The 20,023-nt window shown below is 72.6% G+C and carries 15 protein-coding genes; 9 read left to right on the top strand and 6 right to left on the bottom strand.

Annotated features, from left to right (window positions below):
• Window positions 1-261 precede the first annotated feature (261 nt).
• Window positions 262-1,827 carry an RNA polymerase sigma factor gene (locus tag ACH4U7_RS18145; protein WP_398528874.1) on the top strand — a complete coding sequence of 522 codons (1,566 nt, stop codon included), beginning with the start codon at window positions 262-264 and terminating at the stop codon, window positions 1,825-1,827.
• 197 nt (window positions 1,828-2,024) lie between these two features.
• Window positions 2,025-2,978 (top strand): serine protease, encoded by a 954-nt coding sequence (locus ACH4U7_RS18140; protein WP_398528873.1) that lies wholly within the window; start codon window positions 2,025-2,027, stop codon window positions 2,976-2,978.
• A 123-nt stretch (window positions 2,979-3,101) separates the two neighbouring features.
• Here ACH4U7_RS18140 and ACH4U7_RS18135 read toward each other — a convergent pair whose 3' ends face one another.
• Window positions 3,102-3,332, bottom strand: a complete 231-nt coding sequence (locus ACH4U7_RS18135) for a hypothetical protein (protein ID WP_385630313.1) — start codon at window positions 3,330-3,332, stop codon at window positions 3,102-3,104.
• A gap of 442 nt (window positions 3,333-3,774) precedes the next feature.
• On the opposite strand from ACH4U7_RS18135, the gene ACH4U7_RS18130 reads away from it, so the two are divergent.
• The 5 genes from ACH4U7_RS18130 to ACH4U7_RS18110 all read left to right on the top strand — a co-directional run bounded on the left by ACH4U7_RS18130 (window position 3,775) and on the right by ACH4U7_RS18110 (window position 10,228).
• Entirely contained in the window at window positions 3,775-5,907 is a 2,133-nt protein-coding gene (locus ACH4U7_RS18130) for a type IIA DNA topoisomerase subunit B (RefSeq protein ID WP_398528872.1), read from the top strand.
• 142 nt (window positions 5,908-6,049) lie between these two features.
• The gene (locus ACH4U7_RS18125) at window positions 6,050-7,201 is read left to right on the top strand and encodes a sensor histidine kinase (RefSeq protein WP_398528871.1); all 1,152 of its coding nucleotides are present in this window, start codon (window positions 6,050-6,052) and stop codon (window positions 7,199-7,201) included.
• A gap of 32 nt (window positions 7,202-7,233) precedes the next feature.
• Complete coding sequence (locus ACH4U7_RS18120) at window positions 7,234-8,013, top strand: response regulator (RefSeq protein WP_398528870.1); 780 nt, start codon at window positions 7,234-7,236, stop codon at window positions 8,011-8,013.
• 161 nt (window positions 8,014-8,174) lie between these two features.
• Window positions 8,175-8,627: a DUF485 domain-containing protein gene (locus ACH4U7_RS18115; RefSeq protein ID WP_398528966.1), complete on the top strand. Its 453-nt coding sequence runs from the start codon at window positions 8,175-8,177 to the stop codon at window positions 8,625-8,627.
• Window positions 8,624-10,228: a cation acetate symporter gene (locus tag ACH4U7_RS18110; protein ID WP_398528869.1), complete on the top strand. Its 1,605-nt coding sequence runs from the start codon at window positions 8,624-8,626 to the stop codon at window positions 10,226-10,228. Before ACH4U7_RS18115 ends, ACH4U7_RS18110 begins: the two co-directional genes overlap by 4 nt.
• Before the next feature lie 84 nt (window positions 10,229-10,312).
• On the opposite strand, the gene ACH4U7_RS18105 is transcribed toward ACH4U7_RS18110, so the two are convergent.
• Genes ACH4U7_RS18105 through ACH4U7_RS18095 form a run of 3 tightly spaced genes read right to left on the bottom strand, consistent with a single transcriptional unit; the run spans window position 10,313 to window position 13,811 of the window.
• A complete protein-coding gene (locus ACH4U7_RS18105) occupies window positions 10,313-11,023 on the bottom strand; it encodes a response regulator (protein ID WP_398528868.1) in 711 nt (236 codons plus the stop codon).
• Between the two features lie 13 nt (window positions 11,024-11,036).
• The gene (locus tag ACH4U7_RS18100) at window positions 11,037-12,707 is read right to left on the bottom strand and encodes an ATP-binding protein (RefSeq protein WP_398528867.1); all 1,671 of its coding nucleotides are present in this window, start codon (window positions 12,705-12,707) and stop codon (window positions 11,037-11,039) included.
• Between the two features lie 57 nt (window positions 12,708-12,764).
• Window positions 12,765-13,811, bottom strand: coding sequence for a sucrase ferredoxin (locus tag ACH4U7_RS18095; protein ID WP_398528866.1), 1,047 nt, complete (start codon window positions 13,809-13,811; stop codon window positions 12,765-12,767).
• A 186-nt stretch (window positions 13,812-13,997) separates the two neighbouring features.
• Here ACH4U7_RS18095 and ACH4U7_RS18090 point away from each other — a divergent pair, with 186 nt between their 5' ends.
• Window positions 13,998-14,417, top strand: a complete 420-nt coding sequence (locus ACH4U7_RS18090) for a sel1 repeat family protein (RefSeq protein WP_398528865.1) — start codon at window positions 13,998-14,000, stop codon at window positions 14,415-14,417.
• Here ACH4U7_RS18090 and ACH4U7_RS18085 read toward each other — a convergent pair.
• Entirely contained in the window at window positions 14,414-16,417 is a 2,004-nt protein-coding gene (locus ACH4U7_RS18085; RefSeq protein ID WP_398528864.1) for a BTAD domain-containing putative transcriptional regulator, read from the bottom strand. The genes ACH4U7_RS18090 and ACH4U7_RS18085 overlap by 4 nt on opposite strands.
• 133 nt (window positions 16,418-16,550) lie before the next feature.
• Here ACH4U7_RS18085 and ACH4U7_RS18080 point away from each other — a divergent pair, with 133 nt between their 5' ends.
• Window positions 16,551-17,429 (top strand): alpha/beta fold hydrolase, encoded by an 879-nt coding sequence (locus ACH4U7_RS18080; protein WP_398528863.1) that lies wholly within the window; start codon window positions 16,551-16,553, stop codon window positions 17,427-17,429.
• A gap of 132 nt (window positions 17,430-17,561) precedes the next feature.
• Here ACH4U7_RS18080 and ACH4U7_RS18075 read toward each other — a convergent pair whose 3' ends face one another.
• The gene (locus tag ACH4U7_RS18075) at window positions 17,562-20,015 is read right to left on the bottom strand and encodes a DNA topoisomerase (ATP-hydrolyzing) subunit A (RefSeq protein ID WP_398528862.1); all 2,454 of its coding nucleotides are present in this window, start codon (window positions 20,013-20,015) and stop codon (window positions 17,562-17,564) included.
• Window positions 20,016-20,023 lie beyond the last annotated feature (8 nt).

Raw genomic sequence — 20,023 nt, 5'->3', positions numbered from 1 at the left:
GCCTGTCCGGTCGATCTGTCCGCTGAGTGGGCATTGCGACCGTTATGGGGTGTGACTCGGGACACGAGGAATGGGCGTAACGCTCTTTGGGGCAGCGCGATGATTAAAGAGGTGGCAGCCGCAGAGGGAATACGGGCGTCGTTCGCGACGCTGTACTCCACCCGCAGCACTCCGCCCGCGCCGTCGGTTCATCCTGCCGGCGGTCGTCGGCTCCGGTCCCCAGCGGACGGGGCCGGAAGCCGTTTCCATCGTTCCGAGAGGTTGTTCGTGTCGGCCAGCACATCCCGTACGCTCCCGCCGGAGATCGCCGAATCCGAGTCTGTCATGGCGCTCATCGAGCGGGGAAAGGCTGAGGGGCAGATCGCCGGCGATGACGTGCGTCGGGCCTTCGAGGCTGACCAGATTCCGCCAACCCAGTGGAAGAACGTTCTGCGCAGCCTCAACCAGGTCCTCGACGAGGAGGGTGTGACGCTGATGGTCAGTGCCGCAGAGGCGCCCAAGCGCACCCGCAAGAGCGTCGCAGCGAAGAGTCCGGCAAAGCGCACCGCCACCAAGACCGTCACGGCCAAGACGGTCCCCGCGAAGAAGACCCCTGCCGCTCCGACCGCCCCGGCGGCCGAGGCAGGAGAGGGCATGGCCGGAGAGGCCGCGGCGGCGCCCGCGAAGAAGGCCGCAGCCAAGAAGACCGCCGCCAAGAAGACGGTGGCGAAGAAGACCGCCGCCAAGAAGACAGTGGCGAAGAAGACCGCCGCCAAGAAGGACCCGGACGAGATCCTCGAGGGTGAGGACGTCATCGAGGACGCTCCCGGCGGCAAGCCCGGAGCCGAGGGTGGCGAGGGCGAGCCTGAGAACCAGGGATTCGTGCTCTCCGACGAGGACGAGGACGACGCCCCGGCGCAGCAGGTCGCCGCGGCGGGCGCGACCGCCGACCCCGTCAAGGACTACCTGAAGCAGATCGGCAAGGTCCCGCTCCTCAACGCCGAGCAGGAGGTCGAGCTCGCCAAGCGCATCGAGGCCGGCCTGTTCGCCGAGGACAAGCTCGCCAACTCCGACAAGCTCGCGCCCAAGCTCAAGCGCGAACTGGAGATCATCGCCGAGGACGGCCGCCGGGCCAAGAACCACCTCCTGGAGGCCAACCTCCGACTGGTGGTCTCCCTGGCCAAGCGCTACACCGGCCGCGGCATGCTCTTCCTGGACCTCATCCAGGAAGGCAACCTGGGCCTGATCCGTGCCGTCGAGAAGTTCGACTACACCAAGGGCTACAAGTTCTCCACCTACGCCACCTGGTGGATCCGTCAGGCGATCACCCGAGCGATGGCCGACCAGGCCCGCACCATCCGTATCCCGGTGCACATGGTCGAGGTCATCAACAAGCTCGCGCGGGTGCAGCGCCAGATGCTCCAGGACCTGGGCCGCGAGCCCACCCCGGAGGAGCTGGCCAAGGAGCTCGACATGACCCCTGAGAAGGTCATCGAGGTCCAGAAGTACGGCCGCGAGCCGATCTCCCTCCACACCCCGCTCGGTGAGGACGGCGACAGCGAGTTCGGTGACCTGATCGAGGACTCCGAGGCGGTCGTTCCGGCCGACGCGGTGAGCTTCACGCTGCTGCAGGAGCAGCTGCACTCCGTCCTCGACACGCTCAGCGAGCGCGAGGCGGGCGTGGTCTCCATGCGCTTCGGCCTGACCGACGGCCAGCCGAAGACGCTCGACGAGATCGGCAAGGTCTACGGGGTGACGCGTGAGCGCATCCGGCAGATCGAGTCGAAGACGATGTCGAAGCTGCGCCACCCGTCCCGGTCCCAGGTTCTGCGGGACTACCTGGACTGACGGACACCGGACCGCACGGACTGGACCTTTCGGACCGGTTCTCACGGACCAGATAACAGCGCGAAGGCCGGGCCCTCCCAAGGGCTCGGCCTTCGTGCTGTCCGTGCTCACCCCCGTTCGGCCCGTCCCAGGATGCGGAGTGGCGAAGACGGGGTGACGCTGGGTGTGCGACGCGCTCCGTACGGTCAGGAGGCTGAATGCGTAGGTCGCTGTCCGCCCTGTTCGCTCCTCTCGCGGCCCCGCTGGTCACCGCCCTGGCCATGCTGGCGATCCTGCCTCCCCCGGCGACGGCAGACCGCACGGTGGTCGGCGGCCACCCGGCTCATACGGAATTGGCGCCCTGGGCGGTGGCGCTGGCGAGCCGTGAGCGGTTCGGCGGAGCACGCTCGGGCCAGTTCTGCGGCGGCGTGGTGGTGGGCCCCACCACGGTGCTCACGGCCGCGCACTGCCTGAGCCGCGAGGTGCTGGGCGTGGACTGGTGGGAGGTCGGGGACCTGCGCGTGATCATCGGCCGGGACGATCTGCGCGGCAGCGGAGGGGTGGAGATGGCTCCGCTCCGGGCCTGGGTCAATCCGTCATACGAGCAGGTCGGCCGGTCCGGGGACGTCGCCGTGCTCACCCTCGCCCAGCCACTGCCCCGGGTCTACGGCATCGCCATGGCGGCCGGCGGAGATCTGGCCTATCAGCCGGGGGCGCGGGCGGCGGTGTACGGATGGGGCGATACGCGGGGCAACGGCAGCTACGCCTCGACGCTGCGGGCCAGCCGTGTGCGGGTGCTGCCGGACGAGGCATGTGAGGAGGCCTATCCGGGGAACGCGGAGGGGGAGTACCGCTCGGAGACCATGATGTGCGCCGGGCTGCCGGACGGGGGCCGGGACGCCTGCCAGGGGGACAGTGGCGGACCGCTGGTCGCCCGCGGGAAGCTTGTGGGCCTGGTGTCCTGGGGGAGCGGCTGTGCGGAGGCCGGCCGGCCGGGCGTCTATACGCGGATCTCGTCGGTGCTCTCGCTGGCGGCCGCGGCCGAGGCGGACCGGGAGACCGCGACCGAGGCGGGTGTGGAGACCGGGGCCGAGGCGGACCAGGTGACCGCGTCTGAGGCGCGCCAGGCGACCGCCTCTGCGGCGGACGAGGCGACCGCGGATGTGGAGTGAGGGGGCGGGGTCACGCGGAATGAGGGCGAGCACGAGGACGGGCGGCCTCCCCCTGCGGGGACGGCCGCCCGAGGTCCCGGCCCTGGGCCGGTGTCGCTCGTCGTCGTCGGATGATGCGAGGTGTCAGCGTTCGTCGTCGGACGCGGACGCCGGGGCGGCCATGAGCCGCTCGGTCTCGTCCTGTATCTCTGCGGCGATCTTCTTGAGTTCCGGCTCGAACTTGCGCCCGTGGTGGGCGCAGAAGAGCAGTTCGCCGCCGCTCACCAGGACGACGCGCAGGTACGCCTGGGCGCCGCAGCGGTCGCAGCGGTCAGCGGCCGTCAGGGGGCTCGCGGGGGTCAGAACAGTAGTCACGTCGCCTCTTCTCTAGCTCGACGAGCTGTCGTACCAGGGTCAACATCCAACCAAGCCGAAAACGTTCCCGCTCGTGGCTTTTTCTCAAAAATTGCTTCTGAGTAGACCAGATGGTGACGGTTGGCGGCGAATGAGCCGTATTGCGTGGGTTTACGGTTTCACGTCGCTTGTCGGATTTGTCCTCCCGGCCGGGTTGCCGGTTGTTGGTGAGGACGTGCCCGGAGCCTAAATGGTTCATGCCTGAAAGGGAACGTGATGTTTGTGTCACCCCGATGAGCGATCGAACGTACGAGCGAAAGTCAAGGAGTCTGGACTAGCATGGACGTTCTTATGGGTGGCGGCACAACGGCTCTATCAGGCCTCGGTACGCTCTGACGGGCGACCCAGCCACCAAGTCGGCCCCCAGCGGGGCCAAGAAGAAATTCAGCGAGGAGCGAACCGCGTGACCGCCGACACGTCCGTGCCGTCCACTGCGCTGCTGACCGGAGCAGACCGGGGCGGCTCCAACTACACCGCGCGGCACCTGCTCGTCCTGGAAGGACTCGAAGCGGTACGCAAGCGCCCCGGTATGTACATCGGCTCCACGGACAGCCGTGGCCTCATGCACTGCCTATGGGAGATCATCGACAACTCCGTCGACGAGGCGCTGGGCGGCTACTGCGACCGCATCGAGGTGATCCTGCACGACGACGGATCGGTGGAGGTGCGGGACAACGGCCGCGGGATCCCGGTCGACGTCGAGCCCAAGACCGGCCTGTCGGGCGTCGAGGTCGTGATGACCAAGCTGCACGCGGGCGGAAAGTTCGGCGGCGGCTCGTACGCGGCCTCCGGCGGTCTGCACGGCGTCGGTGCCTCCGTGGTGAACGCGCTGTCCTCCCGACTCGACGTGGAGGTGGACCGGGACGCCAAGACCCACTCGATCAGCTTCCGGCGCGGCGTCCCCGGCATCTTCACCGAATCGGGCCCCGAGGCCCCCTTCGACCCGTCGAGCGGCCTGCTCAAGGGCAAGCGCGTCCCCAAGACCCGCACCGGCACCCGCATCCGCTACTGGGCGGACCGGCAGATCTTCCTCAAGGACGCCAAGCTCTCCCTGGAGACGCTGTACGCCCGCGCCCGCCAGACGGCCTTCCTGGTGCCGGGCCTGACGCTGATCGTCCGGGACGAGCGGACCGCCGAGGGCCGGGACGGCGCCGAGGGTCCCTCGGAGGAGATCTTCCGGTTCGACGGCGGCATCAGCGAGTTCTGTGAGTACCTGGCGCAGGACAAGGCCGTCTGCGATGTGCTGAGGCTGTCCGGGCAGGGCACGTTCAAGGAGACCGTCCCGGTCCTGGACGAGCGCGGCCATATGACCCCGACCGAGGTCACGCGCGAGCTCGGCGTCGACATCGCGCTGCGCTGGGGCACCGGCTACGACAGCACCACGAAGTCCTTCGTCAACATCATCGCGACCCCTAAGGGTGGCACCCACGTCTCCGGCTTCGAGCGCTCGGTGACCAAGACGGTCAACGAGGTGCTGCGCAGCGCCAAGCTGCTGCGTGTCGCCGAGGACGACGTCGTCAAGGACGACGCCATGGAGGGGCTCACCGCGGTCGTGACCGTGCGGCTGGCGGAGCCGCAGTTCGAGGGGCAGACCAAGGAGGTGCTGGGCACCTCGGCGGCCTCCCGGATCGTGGCGAACGTGGTGGCCAAGGAGCTCAAGGCGTTTCTCACCTCCACCAAGCGGGACGGCAAGCAGCAGGCCCGCGCCGTGCTGGAGAAGATCGTGGCGGCCGCCCGCACCCGCATCGCGGCCCGTCAGCACAAGGAGGCGCAGCGGCGTAAGACCGCGCTGGAGTCCTCCTCGCTGCCCGCGAAGCTGGCCGACTGCCGCAGCGATGACGTGGACCGCAGCGAGCTGTTCATCGTCGAGGGCGACTCGGCGCTCGGCACGGCCAAGCTCGCCCGGAACTCCGAGTTCCAGGCGCTGCTGCCGATCCGCGGCAAGATTCTCAACGTTCAGAAGGCGTCGGTCTCCGACATGCTGAAGAACGCCGAGTGCGGTTCGATCATCCAGGTCATAGGGGCCGGCTCGGGCCGGACGTTCGACATCGACCAGGCCCGCTACGGCAAGGTGATCTTCCTCGCCGACGCCGATGTGGACGGCGCCCACATCCGCATCCTGCTGCTCACCCTCTTCCAGCGCTATATGCGGCCGATGGTCGAGCAGGGGCGGGTCTTCTCGGCCGTACCGCCCCTGCACCGGGTCGAGCTGGTCAACCCCAAGCGGGGCCAGGACAAGTACGTCTACACGTACTCCGACCACGAGCTCCAGGAGACGCTGCTGGACCTCCAGCGCCGGAACGTGCGCTACAAGGACGGCATCCAGCGCTACAAGGGTCTGGGCGAGATGGACGCCGACCAGCTCGCGGAGACCACGATGGACCCGCGCCATCGCACCCTGCGGCGGATCAACATCAGCGACCTGGAGGCCGCGGAGCAGGTGTTCGACCTGCTCATGGGCAATGAGGTCGCGCCCCGTAAGGAGTTCATCACCAACTCGGCGGCGACCCTGGACCGGTCGCGCATCGACGCCTGACGTACCCCGGCCCGCAGCGGACAAGTGCCTCTCCACCCCTGGGTGGAGAGGCACTTTCCACCCAGGGCCCGCCTCAAGGCTGATCCGCGCCGCAGAGGTCGTTCCGTAGCGTCTGGGACCCCGCCGGACCCAGGGAGGGCCGATGAACCGATGGACCCAGTGGCCCTCGCGGCAGGCGCTCAGCCGCCAGGGCGTGCCCCCGGTCCGGCTGATGATCAACACGGGCATGTGGGTCTTCGGGGCGAGCCTGCTGCTGTGGGACGTGGCCCGCGACGACGCCTTCCCGAGGTGGGCACGGATCGTCCTGCTCGCCGCCGTCGCCGGATGCGCGGCCACGGTGTACGCGTTCCGCCGCGTCACCGTCGACCACCGGCTGGGCCCCGCCCTCGCCCTGCTCGCCCTGCTGCTCGGGGCGGGGGCGGCACTCAGGGCCGTGGGAGCCGACAACCCGGCGGCCGCGGTGTGGATCGTCGGGGTGGTCGTCTCGATGGAGCGGCTGCCGCTGATGGCCGGCCTGCCCGCCGGAATCGTGGCCGCCTGCTCGTTCACGATCTTCGGCGACCACAGCCTGCCGGGCGGTCTGGCCGCGGGCCTCGGCTTTCTGCTCGTCGGCTATACGCTGCGGCTGGACGAGGAGGCGCGCGGCACCGGCTACCGGCTGCTCGAGCAGGAGCGGGCGGCACGTCGCGCCGAGGCGCAGAGCGCGGCGCTCGCCGAGCGGGCCAGGATCGCCCGGGAGATCCACGACGTGCTGGCGCACAGCCTCTCCGCCCAGCTCGTCCACCTGGAGGCGGCCAGGCTGCTGGTCGAGCGCGGCGAGGACCGGGCCGTGGTGCTGGAGCGGGTGGTGGCGGCCCGCAGGATGGCGCGCCATGGCCTGGCCGAGACCCGCCAGGCGCTTTACGCGCTGCGCGGCGAGATGGCCCCGGTCGAGGACTTCCTGCGGGAGTCCGCCGCGACCGAGGGCGCACGGTTCGAGACGGAGGGCGAGCCGCGCGAACTGGTCGCTGAGGCCGGGCTCGCGGTCCGGAGGGTCGCGCAGGAGGCGCTGACCAACGTCCGCAAGCACGCGCCGGGCGCCCGGGTGGAGCTGCGGCTTGTCTACCGGATGGACGAGGTGCTTCTCGAGATACGGGACGGCGGGGCCCGCGAGTCATCCGCCGGCGGCCCGGCGGCGACCGGGGCCGGATACGGTCTGCGGGGGATGCGCGAACGCGCCGAACTCCTCGGCGGCACGCTGGAGGCAGGACCCGCCGACGGGGGCTTCGTGGTGCGCCTGCGGGTCCCGGCGTGACGTCGGCAGGGGGAGACACAGGGGGAGAGGCAATGGGCGAAGGGCGCGGGGCCGCCGGGCCACGGGCGGTGCGCGTACTGGTCGTCGACGACCAGATCATGGTGCGCGAGGGCATCGTGCTGCTGCTGGGGCTGCTGCCCGGCATCGAGGTCGTCGGCTCCGCGGGCGACGGCGAGGAGGCGCTGCGGCTGGTCGCCGAGGTCTCCCCGGATGTGGCGCTGATGGATCTGCGGATGCCCCGCTGCGACGGCGTCGAGGCGACCCGGCGCATCCGTGCCGAACATCCCGCGACCCAGGTCGTGGTCGTGACCACCTACGCCGACGACGAATGGCTCTTCCCGGCCCTGAAGGCGGGCGCCCGCGGTTATGTGACCAAGGACGCCGACGCGGAGGAGATCGCCCGCGCCATCGAGGACGTGATGTCGGGGCAGGCCGGGCTGTCGCCGAAGGTGCAGCGCAGGCTGCTGGAGCGACTGGTCACAGGCACCGCGGACACCGCGGACACCCCGGACATCGCCAACGGAACAGCCGCGAAGACGGGGGCCGGGGCCGTGCCGGGCCCGCTGCCCGACGGGCTCACGCCCCGCGAGGCGGAGGTCCTGACGCTGGTCGCCGAGGGGCTGTCCAATGCCGAGATCGCCCGGCGGCTGCATATCGGCCCGGCGACCGTGAAGACCCACATCAACAACCTCTTCGCCAAGGCGGGGGTGCGCGACCGCGCCCAGGCCGTGCGCTACGCCTACCGGAGCGGGATCGCCCAACCGCCTGGCCTCTCCTCCGGCCCCGGGCTCGGGCCCGAACCCGGCCCGTAATCTCGAACCCGGCCCGTAATACGGTCCCGGTTCCGGGATGTTCGTCACCTGAGTCACCTGATGGGGTGAACGTCCGTTATTGAGGGGTCCGGGGCCTCCCACTCCGTCCATCCTTGGCACGCGGCCAATGCGGCAGTGGAGCAAGGAGTGTTCGGGTGAACATGCAGCACAACGCGCGCGACGCCGGGGTGGTCGGGCTGGGCGATCCCTGGTACGACACGGTCGGCTCCGGCTGGGGCGAGGACGAGACCGGCGGCGCACCCGGACCCCGGCGCGCGCACCCGCCCGCCGCGGCGGATGTCTACGCCGAGGTGCACGGCAGCGCCGCCTTCCAGGAAGTGCGCCGACGCTACCGCCGCTTTGTCTTCCCCGCGGCTGCCCTCTTCCTCCTCTGGTACCTCGCGTACGTCGTCGCGGCGACCACCGCGCCCGGTTTGATGGCCCGCCCCGTCGTCGGCGCGCTCAATGTGGCGATGGTCGCCGGGCTCGCCCAGTTCGCCACCACCTTCCTGCTGACCTGGGCGTATGCCCGCCATGCCCGGCTGCGCCGGGACCGGGTCGCGCTGGAGCTCCGCTGGGTGACGCAGGAGATGATGCGGGGGCACGGCCGGTGACGGGCAATCAGCAGGGCCTGGCGCTGCTGCTCTTCGGCGTGTTCGTCGCCGCCACCCTCGCCATCACCACCTGGGCGGGCCGCCGGCGGCACGGCTCTCCGGAGGAGTTCTACGCGGGCGGGCGGCTGTTCTCGCCGATGGAGAACGGCTTCGCCATCGCGGGCGACTACATGTCGGCCGCCTCCTTCCTCGGCATCTCCGGCATCATCGCGCTCTTCGGCTACGACGGGGTGCTGTACTGCGTCGGCTTCTTCGTCGCCTGGCTGGTCGTGCTGCTCCTGGTCGCGGAACTGGTCCGCAACTGCGGCCGGTTCACCCTCGCCGACGTGCTCGCCGCCCGTATGGGCGAGCCCCCGGTCCGGATCGCCGCGGGCGTCTCGTCCGTCACCGTATGCGTGCTCTACCTCGTCGCCCAGATGGTCGGGGCGGGCAGCCTGATCGCCCTGCTGATCGGCGAGACCGGCCCGCGCGCCCGCGCCTGGACGGTCATCGGCGTGGGCACCCTGATGGTGATCTTCGTGGCGCTCGGCGGTATGCGCGCCACGACCTGGATCCAGATCGTCAAGGCGGTGCTGCTGATGGCCGGGGCGGCCACGCTCACCGCCCTCGTCCTGGTCCGCTTCCACGGGGACGTGGACGCGCTGCTCAGCGCGGCGGCGCGGCACAGCGGACACGGCCGGGTTCTCGCCCCGGGGCTCAAGTACGGCGGCGGCTGGACCGCGCGGCTGGACTTCATCAGCCTCGGACTCGCGCTCGTCCTCGGCACCGCCGGGCTGCCGCATATCCTGTCGCGCTTCTACACCGTGCCCACCGCCCGGGCCGCCCGCCGCTCGGTCATCTGGTCGATCGGGCTGATCGGCGGCTTCTACCTGATGACCATCGTGCTGGGCTTCGGCGCCGCCGCCGTGCTGGGCAGCGACACCGTACGGAGCGCCAACCCGGCCGGGAACACCGCCGTGCCGCTGCTCGCGCTGGACCTCGGCGGGGGCGCCGGATCGACCGGCGGCACGGTGTTGTTCGCCACGGTCGCCGCCGTCGCGTTCGCCACCATCCTCGCCGTGGTCGCCGGGATCACCCTGGCCTCCTCCGCCTCGGTCGCCCACGATCTGTACGCCTCGCTGAGCCGCCGCGCGACCGGTACGCCGCGCAGCGAGGTCGCGGTCGCGCGGATCGCGGCCGTCGGGATCGGGGCGGTCGCCATCGGCCTCGGGCTGCTCGCCCAGGATCTCAATGTGGCCTTCCTGGTCGGGCTCGCCTTTGCGGTCGCCGCCTCGGCAAACCTCCCGGTGCTGCTGTACTCGCTCTTCTGGCGGCGGTTCACCACGCGTGGCGCGGTGTGGGCCGTCTACGGCGGGCTGCTCCCGGCCGTCGTGCTGGTGGTGCTCTCCCCGGTGGTCTCCGGCGGCCCGGAGGCGATCTTCCCGGGGGTGGACTTCCACGTCTTCCCGCTGGACAACCCGGGCCTGGTCTCCGTGCCCCTCGGCTTCCTGGCCGGCTGGCTCGGCACCGTCACCTCGCCCCAGGCCGCGGGCGCCTCCGGATCCGCCGCCAAGCACACCGAGATGGAGGTGCGGGCCCTCACCGGGGCGGGAGCGGCCTGACGGGGGCGTGCGCCCCGGCGGGCTGGGACCCGTACGGCCGCCCTCGGACCCGTACGGCCGCCCTCGGGCCCGTACGCAGCCGCCTCACACCCATACGTAGCGGTGCTCCGGGCGCCCCGTCTCGCCGTACTTCAGGCTGAGCCGGACCCGGCCCGTGCGCTCCAGGAGCTTGAGATAGCGCTGGGCGGTCTGACGGCTGAGCGAGGACCGATCGGCGACTTCCTGCGCCGAGAGCGGGCCCTCGGCCCCCCGCAGCACCTCCCGTACCAGGTCGGCGGTGAGCGCGGAGTGGCCCTTGGGCAGCTCCGCCGGACCGGCCGAGGCGCCGCCCAGGGCGCCGAAGATCCGGTCGACCTGGTCCTGCCCGGCCTCGCCGCCGCCCTCCAGCGCGCGGCGCAGCGCCGCGTAGCCCTGCAGCTTCGCGCGCAGCCCGGCGAAGGTGAAGGGTTTGACCAGGTACTGCAGCGCGCCGTGGCGCATCGCCGCCTGCACGGTCGCGATATCGCGGGCGGCGGTCACCATGATGATGTCGGTGTGGTGGCCGCGCTCGCGCAGCCGCCGCACCAGCGCGAGGCCCGTCTCGTCCGGCAGATAGTGGTCGAGCAGCACCAGGTCGACCTCGGCACGGTCCAGGAAGGCCAGCGCCTCGGCGGCCGTATGCGCCTGCCCCGCGACGCGGAAGCCGGGCACCTTCTCCACATACGCCGCGTTGACCCGGGCCACACGCACATCGTCGTCCACGACCAGCACGTTAATGGCGCCACTCGCGCCGCCCGCGCGGTTCACGTCCGTCACCTCCGTACCTCCCTCATCGCGGCTCTCCTGTCGTGCTCAGCCGGGGCTCGCTCGGCTCCTCGGCCAGCGCCTCGGGCAGCACCACCGTGAACTCCGCGCCTCCGCCGTCCCGGTCGGCCACCCGCACGCTGCCGCCCTGCCGCTCGGCGAGGCGGCGCACCAGCGCCAGGCCGATGCCGCGCTTGCGGTGTGCGGGTGGTTCCTTCGTCGACCAGCCCTCGGCGAAGACGACGTCGCGCCGGTCGGCCGGGATACCGGGCCCGCTGTCGGAGACCCGGAGCACGACCGTGCTGTCGTCGGCGGACAGCTCCACCTCGACCAGCGGATCGGCCGTTCCGGCCGCCGCGTCCAGCGCGTTGTCGAGGAGGTTGCCGACGATCGTCACCAGGCCCGGCGGGTCCACCAGCCGGTTCGGCAGCAGCGTCCCCGGGGCGATGCGCAGCGAGACGCCGCGTTCGGCGGCGACCGTGGCCTTGCCGACCAGCAGGGCGGCCAGCAGCGGGTCGTGGACGCGCTCGGTGACCTGCTCGGCGGTGGCCCGGTGCACCCCGACCGCCTCGGTGACGAACTCCACCGCCTCCTCGTACAGCTCGAGCTCCAGCAGCCCGAGGAGGGTGTGCAGATGGTTGGCGTGCTCATGGTCCTGGGCGCGCAGCGCGTCGATCAGCCCCCGGGTGCCGTCCAGCTCGCGGCCCAGCCGCTCCAGCTCGGTGCGGTCGCGCAGGGTGGCCACGGCCCCGCCGTCGTCCGTCGGCATCCGGTTGGCGACCAGCACCCGGCCGCCGCTGACGGTCAGCAGATCGGAGCCGGTGACCCGCCCGGCGAGCACATCGGTGGTACGGCCCGGCGGCAGCACCTCGTCCAGCGGCCGCCCGGTGTCCTCGGCGCGCAGGTCCAAAAGCCGCTGCGCCTCGTCGTTGACCAGCCGGATACGGCCGCGCGCGTCCAGGGCCAGCACCCCTTCGCGGATGCCGTGCAGCATCGCCTCACGCTCGGCGAGCAGCGCGGAGATATCGGAGAAGGCCAGGTCGTGGGTGCGGCGTCGGAGCCTGCGGGCGACCACGTACGCCGCCACCGCGCCCACCGCGAGCGTGCCGCCCGCGTACGCGAGCAGCCCCGGCACCGCGCCGATGAGCCGGTCGCGCACGCTCTGGTACGAGATGCCGACCGAAACGGCGCCGACGATGCGGCCGTCCTCGTCGCGCAGCGGGACCTTGCCGCGGGCCGAGCGGCCGAGCGTGCCGTTGTCGATCTCCATGACCTCCTGGCCGGCGAGGGCGTCGCTGGGGTCGGTGGAGACATGCCGGCCGATCTCCTCGGACGAGGTGTGCGACCAGCGCACACCCCGCTTGTCCATGATCACGACGTACTCGGCGCCGGTCGCCCGGCGGATCCGCTCCGCCTGGGCCTGGACCGGGCCGTGGGGGGTGGGCCGGGTGGCTACGAGCGCGTCGGGGAGCCCCGGGGCGGAGGCCGTGGTCTGGGCGATGGCGAGGGCGCGGCGCATGGCCTGGTCGTCCAGCTGGGAGCCGAGCCGGGAGAGAAAGAGGCCGGTCGCGAGCACGATGACGCCCGTGGCGATGGTCAGCTGCATCAGCAGCACTTGGGAGAAGACACGGCGGGGCCAGCCGATGCGCCACCTTGGAGCCTCGGCACGCGGCCCCCTGGGTATCGCGGCGCTCATGGCAAGGAGGGTAACCAAGCACGGGTCCGCTGCACGGCGCCAGGCGGCGCCTTGCGGCTAGATCCGCGCCGCTCTCGCGGAGGTGGTCGCTCGCCGTGGGGGTTCCTCAATTGACGGTCGTGTCACGGCCGCGGGCGCGGCCGCGGCGACGGTCGGCGCCGGGCGCCCGGCGCGCACCGCCCGCACGCCGATGACGTCCATACGGGCCGGGGAGCCCAGCACCGACCCGCAGCTCTCCGGCCGCGGCGGCGCGCTGGCGATCTGCACGACACCGACCCGCCACCGCCGTCCGTCGGCGTGCTCGACGGTGACGTTCCAGGCGGGGGCGGCGCCCTCGGTCCGCAGCACGGTCAGCGCGTCCGCCCCCGCCTCGCCGGTCAGCTCGCGGACCGCCAGCTCGGCGGCCTGGCCGGGGCGATCCCAGGTGGACCGGCCGCGGCAGCCCTCGCTGACGACCCTGCCCTCCCGCAGCGCGTCCAGGACGTCCTGCACGGACCGCGCGGTGGCCCGCCCGTAGGCGTATCCGTACGGCAGCACCATGAGCGTCGGCGAGAAGCGGTGGCCGCCGATGTGGGTGATCTCCCAGGTGCCACGCACCCCGGAGGCGGTCAGCTCGGCGGCCAGCGGCCGGCCGAGCAGGGCGCAGCAGCGGTCGCGCTTGCCGTTGGTGCACACGAGCACCAAGGGGTCGCCCGTGTACGTCTCCCACCCCTGGTCGGGGCCCGCGGCGGCGGGGCGCAGACCGCCCGGGTCGCCCGCGCCCAGCGCGGCGAAGTCGAGGGCGAGCAGCCGCTCGGGCTCGGTGAGCGCGGTCGTACGGATCCAGGAGCGGCCCGGGCGGGTGTGCGCGACGAAGACACGCTGCCGGGGGTGGGTGTGGCAGTCGGCGTGCCGGCCGGGGCGCCGGATCAGCGCGACGCGGACGCCGGTGTCCTTGGTGGCGCGCTCCAGCGCGCGGCCGACGGCCGGGGCCAGATGGCTGGCGGTCAGGGCCTCGGCACCCCAGGGGCCGGGCTGTTCGAGCAGCAGCCAGGTGGTGGCGGCGGTCGCCGTCCCGGCGAGCGGCTCGGACAGATCACGGGAGGCGGTCGCGCACGTGCTCACGAAGGTAAGCCTAACCTCTCTTGTGACCTTGGTCCTCCGAAGGCGCGCCTTCGGCGGCAAGAGGCACGTTTCTGCCGGTCGCGGCCGGGTTCCGGGAGGGCGGGCAGGGCGGGAAAATGGCGCTTGCGGGCTTGAGGGGGCTCGTACGGGGGTGCGCGAACGGGGGCGGGAGGGGGCGCGTTCTGTATGGGGCTGCGGGTGCGCACGGGGCTGTGCGCGTGGTGGCGCAGACGCCGGGGGAGGCGCGGGGCCGCGCCCCTGGGCCCGGTGCTCGAGGCGATGGTCGGCGCGGCGTACGAGCAGCGGCGGCCGATCCCCGAGGCGCTGGCCCGCGAGGCGGCCGAGGCCGGGGATCCGCGCGGGATGACGGTCCACGGCATCGGACTCGTCCACCGTGGGGCGTACGCCGAGGCCGCGCGCTGGCTCGGCCGGGCGATCGAGGCGGGGGACACCCAGGCGATGGTGGTGCTCGGCACCCTGTACATGGATCTCGGCAGGCTGGGCGAGGCGGAGCGGCATCTGCGCCGGGCGGCGGACAGCGGCCACCCCGGCGCCCGGGCGGCCCTCCACCAGCTGCGCGCACGGCGCAACGGCGCGGGCTCCTAGCCGCGTCGCTCGGTGGCGCGCAGGGCCGTGGCGAGTTCGGCCAGGTACGTCGAGACCGGGCCCACGGTGAGCAGCCCGCTGCCCGCCCCGGCCAGCTCCGCCGCCGCGGGGGCGAGCTCGCGGTGGGCGCGTTCCATCGTCTCCCGGTCGCCGACGGCGAGGGCCGCCCGGGCCGTCAGGCACCACAGGGCCTCGAACAGCAGGTCACGGGGCGGGTCCGGGGTCTCGCGCAGCGCCGCCGCGGCCTCGGGGCGGCGGTTTTGGGCCAGCAGCACCAAGGGGCGGGCCCAGGGCTCGTACGGTCCCCAGTCGCCGTGCTCGTCGGCCTGGGCGGGCAGCCCGTGCCGCGCGCGCAGGCACAGCAGCGCGAGCGGCAGCAGACCGCGCTCCAGACCGGGCATACCGGCCCCGTCCAGCCGCGCGGCGGCGTCCCGGTAGGCCGCCTCCGGCGCCCCCACTTCCGCCTGTTCCGCCGTCGGACCGGTCGCGGCGAGCCGTAGCGCGGCGTACCACTGGGTGAACACGCCGACCAGCGGCAGCTCGTGGCGTTCGGCCAGGCGGTCCGCGGCGCTCGCGTGGCGGTCGGCTCCGGTGAAGTCCGCCAGGGCGGCGCGGGCCTGGAGCCGGATGAGGTGGCCCAGGACCTCGAAGGTGGTCAGGCCGTGCCGGGCGGACAGGGCGATCAGCTCGGCGCCGATCGCGTCCCGCCGCGGCGCCAGACCGGCGCGGTGGAAGGTCTGCATGAACGTGGCGTTGAGGGCGAACGCCAGCAGCGCGGGATCGTCCAGGCGGCGGGCGATCTCCTCCGCCCGCCGGGCGGCCTGCGGCCCGCGCGCCGCGCGGGTGCCCCGCGACTCCAGGGCGATCGTGGCCAGCAGCCGGGCCCGGGGCGCGTCGTGCCCGTCGGGCGGCAGGGCGGACAGGGCGCGCTCGGCCGCCGCGACGACCCGCGCGGCCTGCTCCGGGTCGTCGAGCCGCGTCCAGATGGCCGGGACGTCGTACGCGCCGATCACACGGGCGGTCAGCTCCGCGTCGCCGAGCTCCTCGGCTGCCGCGACGGCCGCCACGCGGTGGTGGCGGGCCGTCTGGAGGCCGCTGCCACCGGTCACCGCGAGGCTGCGCAGCAGACCCACCGTCGACTCCAGACGTGCCCGGGCGCCGGAGGGCACGGTGCGGTCGTAGGCCGCCGCCGTACGCGCCCACACCCGGTCGGCCGCCCCGGACCCCGGGCCTGGGCCGGGGGCGAGGTGGTCGGCGTGGCCGAGGATGTCGGCCTCGAGGCCGCGCAGCCGCGGGCCCGGATCCACCCCCAGCTGCTCGGCGAGGAGCGTACGCGCCCGGCGCAGGACCGCCAGCGCGTCGCCCTGGCGGCCGGACCGGTACAGCGCCAGGGCCAGCAGCCGCCAGGCGTCCTCGCGCCAGGGGTGCTCGGCCACGTGGGAGTCCAGGTCAGCCGCCGCCTCGGCGGCCAGGCCCAGCGCGAGCCGGGCCTCGGCGCGTCGCTCGACGGCGTGCAGTCGCAGCTCGGCGAGGCGCGAGCGCTCGGCGCGGGCCCATGGCTCGTCGGCGAACTCCGCGTAGGCGGGCCCGCGCCACCACTCCAGCGCCTCGTCCAGCCGCGCGAACGCGTCCTCGGGCGGCAGCGCCGCGGCGGCGGTCACCGCCCGCTCGAAGCTCCAGGCGTCCACCGCGCCCGGGTCGGCGCGCAGCGCATACCCCGGGCCCTCGGTGACCAGCAGGCGGGCGGGGGCGCGGGGCGGGCGCTCCGGTTCCAGAGTGCGCCGCAGCGCGGCCACGAAGGTGCGGATCGCGCCCACCGCGTCGGCGGGGGGCTCCTCCGGCCACAGGTCCTCGGCCAGGCGGCGGACCGGGACGACCCGGCGGCGGGCGACGATCAGCCGGGCCAGCACCGCGCGGTGTCGCGGCCCCTTCAAGGCGATCGCGTCCCCGGCCCCGTCCCAGGCCGCCACCGGACCCAGCACTCCGAACAGGAACCGCACGCCGGACCACCCTTTCCGGGGCAACGCCCCCGGTCACGGTAACGCGCTCATCCGATGCTCATTCGCGCCCGGCACGCTGACGACGTCTGACCACATCTGATCACTTCGGAAATCTCCTGAAAGGGGCGGAACCATGCCGCCTGCCATCGCCGGCTTCGCTCACCACCGTGTCCCCGTCGCCGACGGCGTGTCCCTCCACGCGGCCGTCGGCGGCTCGGGCACCCCGATCGTGCTGCTGCACGGCTTTCCCCAAACCCATCTGATGTGGCGGCACGTCGCCGCCGACCTCGCCGCCGACCACACCGTGATCTGCCCCGACCTGCGCGGCTACGGCGCCAGCGACAAGCCCGCCGACCCCGACGGCACCGGCTACGCCAAGCGCACCATGGCCGCCGACATCGTGGCCCTGGCCCGCGCCCTGGGCCACACACGGTTTGCTCTGGCCGGGCACGACCGCGGCGCCCTGGTCGCCTTCCGTGCCGCCCTCGACCACCCGGCGGCCATCACCCATCTGGCCTGCCTCGATGTGCTCCCGACCCTGGACATGTGGGAGGCGCTGCACGGCACCACCGCCGCCGTGGGCTTCCACCTGTATCTGATGGCCCAGCCGCCCGGACTGCCCGAGCGGCTGATCGGGGCCGCCCCGGACCTCTTCTTCGGCCACTTCCTCGACCTGTGGACGGGCGACCCGCAGGCCATCCCGGCCGATGTCCGCGCCGCGTACCTGGACGCCTGCCGTGAGGCGGTGCCCTCGATCGTCGCCGACTACCGGGCCTCCGCCGGCATCGACACCGACCACGACCGGGCCGACCGCGCCGCCGGCCACCGGCTGCGGATGCCGGTCACCGTGCTCCAGCAGGACTGGGGCGCCGCCCTCGGCTACGACGCCGCCGCGCTGTGGCGCGCTTGGGCGCCCGATCTGCGGCACACGACCGTCACCTGCGGTCACTTCATGGCCGAGGAGGCCCCCGCCGATATCGCCAAGGCCCTGCGGGACCTGCTCACCCGCTGAAGACGCTCGAACGGTCCAGCACACCCCCGTACCGCCGAAGACGCCCGAACGGCCGAAGCGGCCGGGCCGTACGCGCGAGACGTACGGCCCGGCCGCTTCGGCCGCTGCACCGGTTGCCGGGGGCCGGGCCCGCTACACCGGACCGGCGACCACCGCCACCGGCTTGGCGAGCGCCTCCCCCGAGCCGTCGCGGCGCGGGTCGGGCTCCGGCAGCGGCACCGGGGTGCCGGTCGAGGTGGCCGCGCGGGCCGGTGTCGCGCCCGCCCAGGCCAGGACCAGGCAGTCCTCGCCCTTCAGGAACCGCTGGCAGCGCACCCCGCCGGTGGCCCGGCCCTTGCGCGGGTACTGGTCGAACGGAGTGAGCTTGGCCGACTGCTGCACCGAGTCGTCGAGGGTGCCGCGCGAGCCGGCGATCGTGAACACCACCGCGTCGACCGCCGGGTCGACGGCCGTGAACGAGATCACCTTCGCTCCCGCGCCCAGCTTGATACCGGCCATGCCACCCGCCGGGCGGCCCTGCGGCCGTACTTGGCTCGCCGGATAGCGCAGCAACTGCGCGTCGTCGGTGATGAAGACCAGGTCCTCCTCGCCCGTACGCAGCTCCACCGCGCCGACGATCCGGTCACCCTCCTTGAGGCCGATGACCTCCAACTCGTCCTTGTTGGCGGGATAGTCGGGGACCACGCGCTTGACGACGCCCTGCTCCGTGCCGATCGCGAGCCCCGGTGAGGACTCGTCGAGCGTGGTGAGGCAGATCAGCTCCTCGCCGTCCTCCAGCGACAGGAACTCCGCGATCGGAGCCCCGCCCGCCAGGTTCGGCGCGCCGGCCGTCTCGGGGAGTATCGGCAGATCGACCACGGCGAGCCGCAGCAGCCGCCCGGTCGAGGTCACCGCCCCCAGGTCCCCGCGGGCCGTGGCCGGGACCGCCGAGAGGATCACATCGTGCTTGGTGCGCTTGGCCTGGCCCTCGCCGGGGAACGGCTCACCGTTGGCCGTGCGGGCCAGCAGGCCGGTGGAGGACAGCAGCACCCGGCACGGGTCGTCGGCGACCTCCAGCGGCACCGCGGTCACCGGGGCGTCCGCCGACTCCTGGAGCACGGTGCGCCGCGGCGTGCCGAACTTCTTGGCCACCTGGGCCAGTTCCGCCGACACCAGCTTGCGCAGCTCGGCGTCCGAATCCAGGATCCGGGTCAGCTCCTCGATCTCCGACTTGAGGCGGTCGCGCTCCGACTCCAGCTCGATCCGGTCGAACTTGGTCAGCCGGCGCAGCGGAGTGTCCAGAATGTACTGCGTCTGGACCTCGGAGAGCTCGAAGTGGGCGATCAGGGACTGCTTCGCCTGCGCCGCGTTCTCACTGGAGCGGATGATGCGGATGACCTCGTCGATGTCGAGCAGGGCGACCAGCAGCCCCTCGACCAGGTGCAGCCGGTCCCGCCGCTTGCCGCGCCGGAACTCGCTGCGCCGCCGCACCACATCGAAGCGGTGGTCGAGATAGACCTCCAGCAGCTCCTTGAGCCCCAGCGTCAGCGGCTGGCCGTCGACCAGCGCGACATTGTTGATGCCGAAGGACTCCTCCATCGGCGTCAGCTTGTAGAGCTGCTCCAGCACGGCCTCGGGGTTGAAGCCGTTCTTGATCTCGATGACCAGGCGCAGACCGTGCTCGCGGTCGGTGAGGTCCTTGACGTCCGCGATGCCCAGCAGCTTCTTCGAGCCGACCAGGTCCTTGATCTTCGAAATGACCTTCTCGGGGCCGACCGTGAAGGGCAGTTCGGTGACGACCAGGCCCTTGCGGCGCGCCGTCACGGTTTCCACGGAGACCGTGGCGCGGATCTTGAAGGTGCCGCGCCCCTTCTCGTACGCGTCCCGGACGCCGCCCAGGCCCACGATCCGGCCGCCGGTCGGCAGGTCGGGGCCCGGTACGAACCGCATCAGGGCGTCCAGGTCCGCGCCCGGGTACCTGATCAGATGGCGGGCGGCGGCGATCACCTCGCCCAGGTTGTGCGGGGCCATGTTGGTCGCCATGCCGACCGCGATCCCGGACGCCCCGTTGACCAGCAGGTTGGGGTAGGCGGCGGGCAGCGCCAGCGGTTCCTGCTCGCTGCCGTCGTAGTTGGGCGCGAAGTCGACGGTGTCCTCGTCGATCGACTCGGTCATCAGCGACGTCGCCGAGGCCATCCGGCACTCGGTGTAGCGCATCGCCGCGGGCGGGTCGTCATTGCCCAGGGAGCCGAAGTTCCCGTGGCCGTCGACCAGCGGCACCCGCATCGAGAAGGGCTGGGCCATACGCACCAGCGCGTCATAGATCGACGCGTCGCCATGGGGGTGCAGCTTGCCCATGACCTCGCCGACGACCCGGGCGCACTTGACGAAGCCGCGCTCGGGCCGCAGGCCCATCTCGTTCATCTGGTAGAGGATGCGCCGGTGCACCGGCTTGAGCCCGTCCCGGGCGTCGGGCAGGGCGCGCGAGTAGATCACCGAGTACGCGTACTCGAGGAAGGAGCCCTGCATCTCGTCGACGACGTCGATGTCGAGGATGCGCTCCTCGAAATCGTCCGGCGGAGGGGTTTTCGTACTGCGGCGGGCCATCGCGCTTG

It is taken from the genome of Streptomyces sp. NPDC020845, from assembly GCF_044334165.1.
GTDB lineage: Bacteria > Actinomycetota > Actinomycetes > Streptomycetales > Streptomycetaceae > Streptomyces.
Note: the sequence above shows the minus strand (reverse complement) of the source record. Positions and strands in the feature narration are given on the sequence as shown.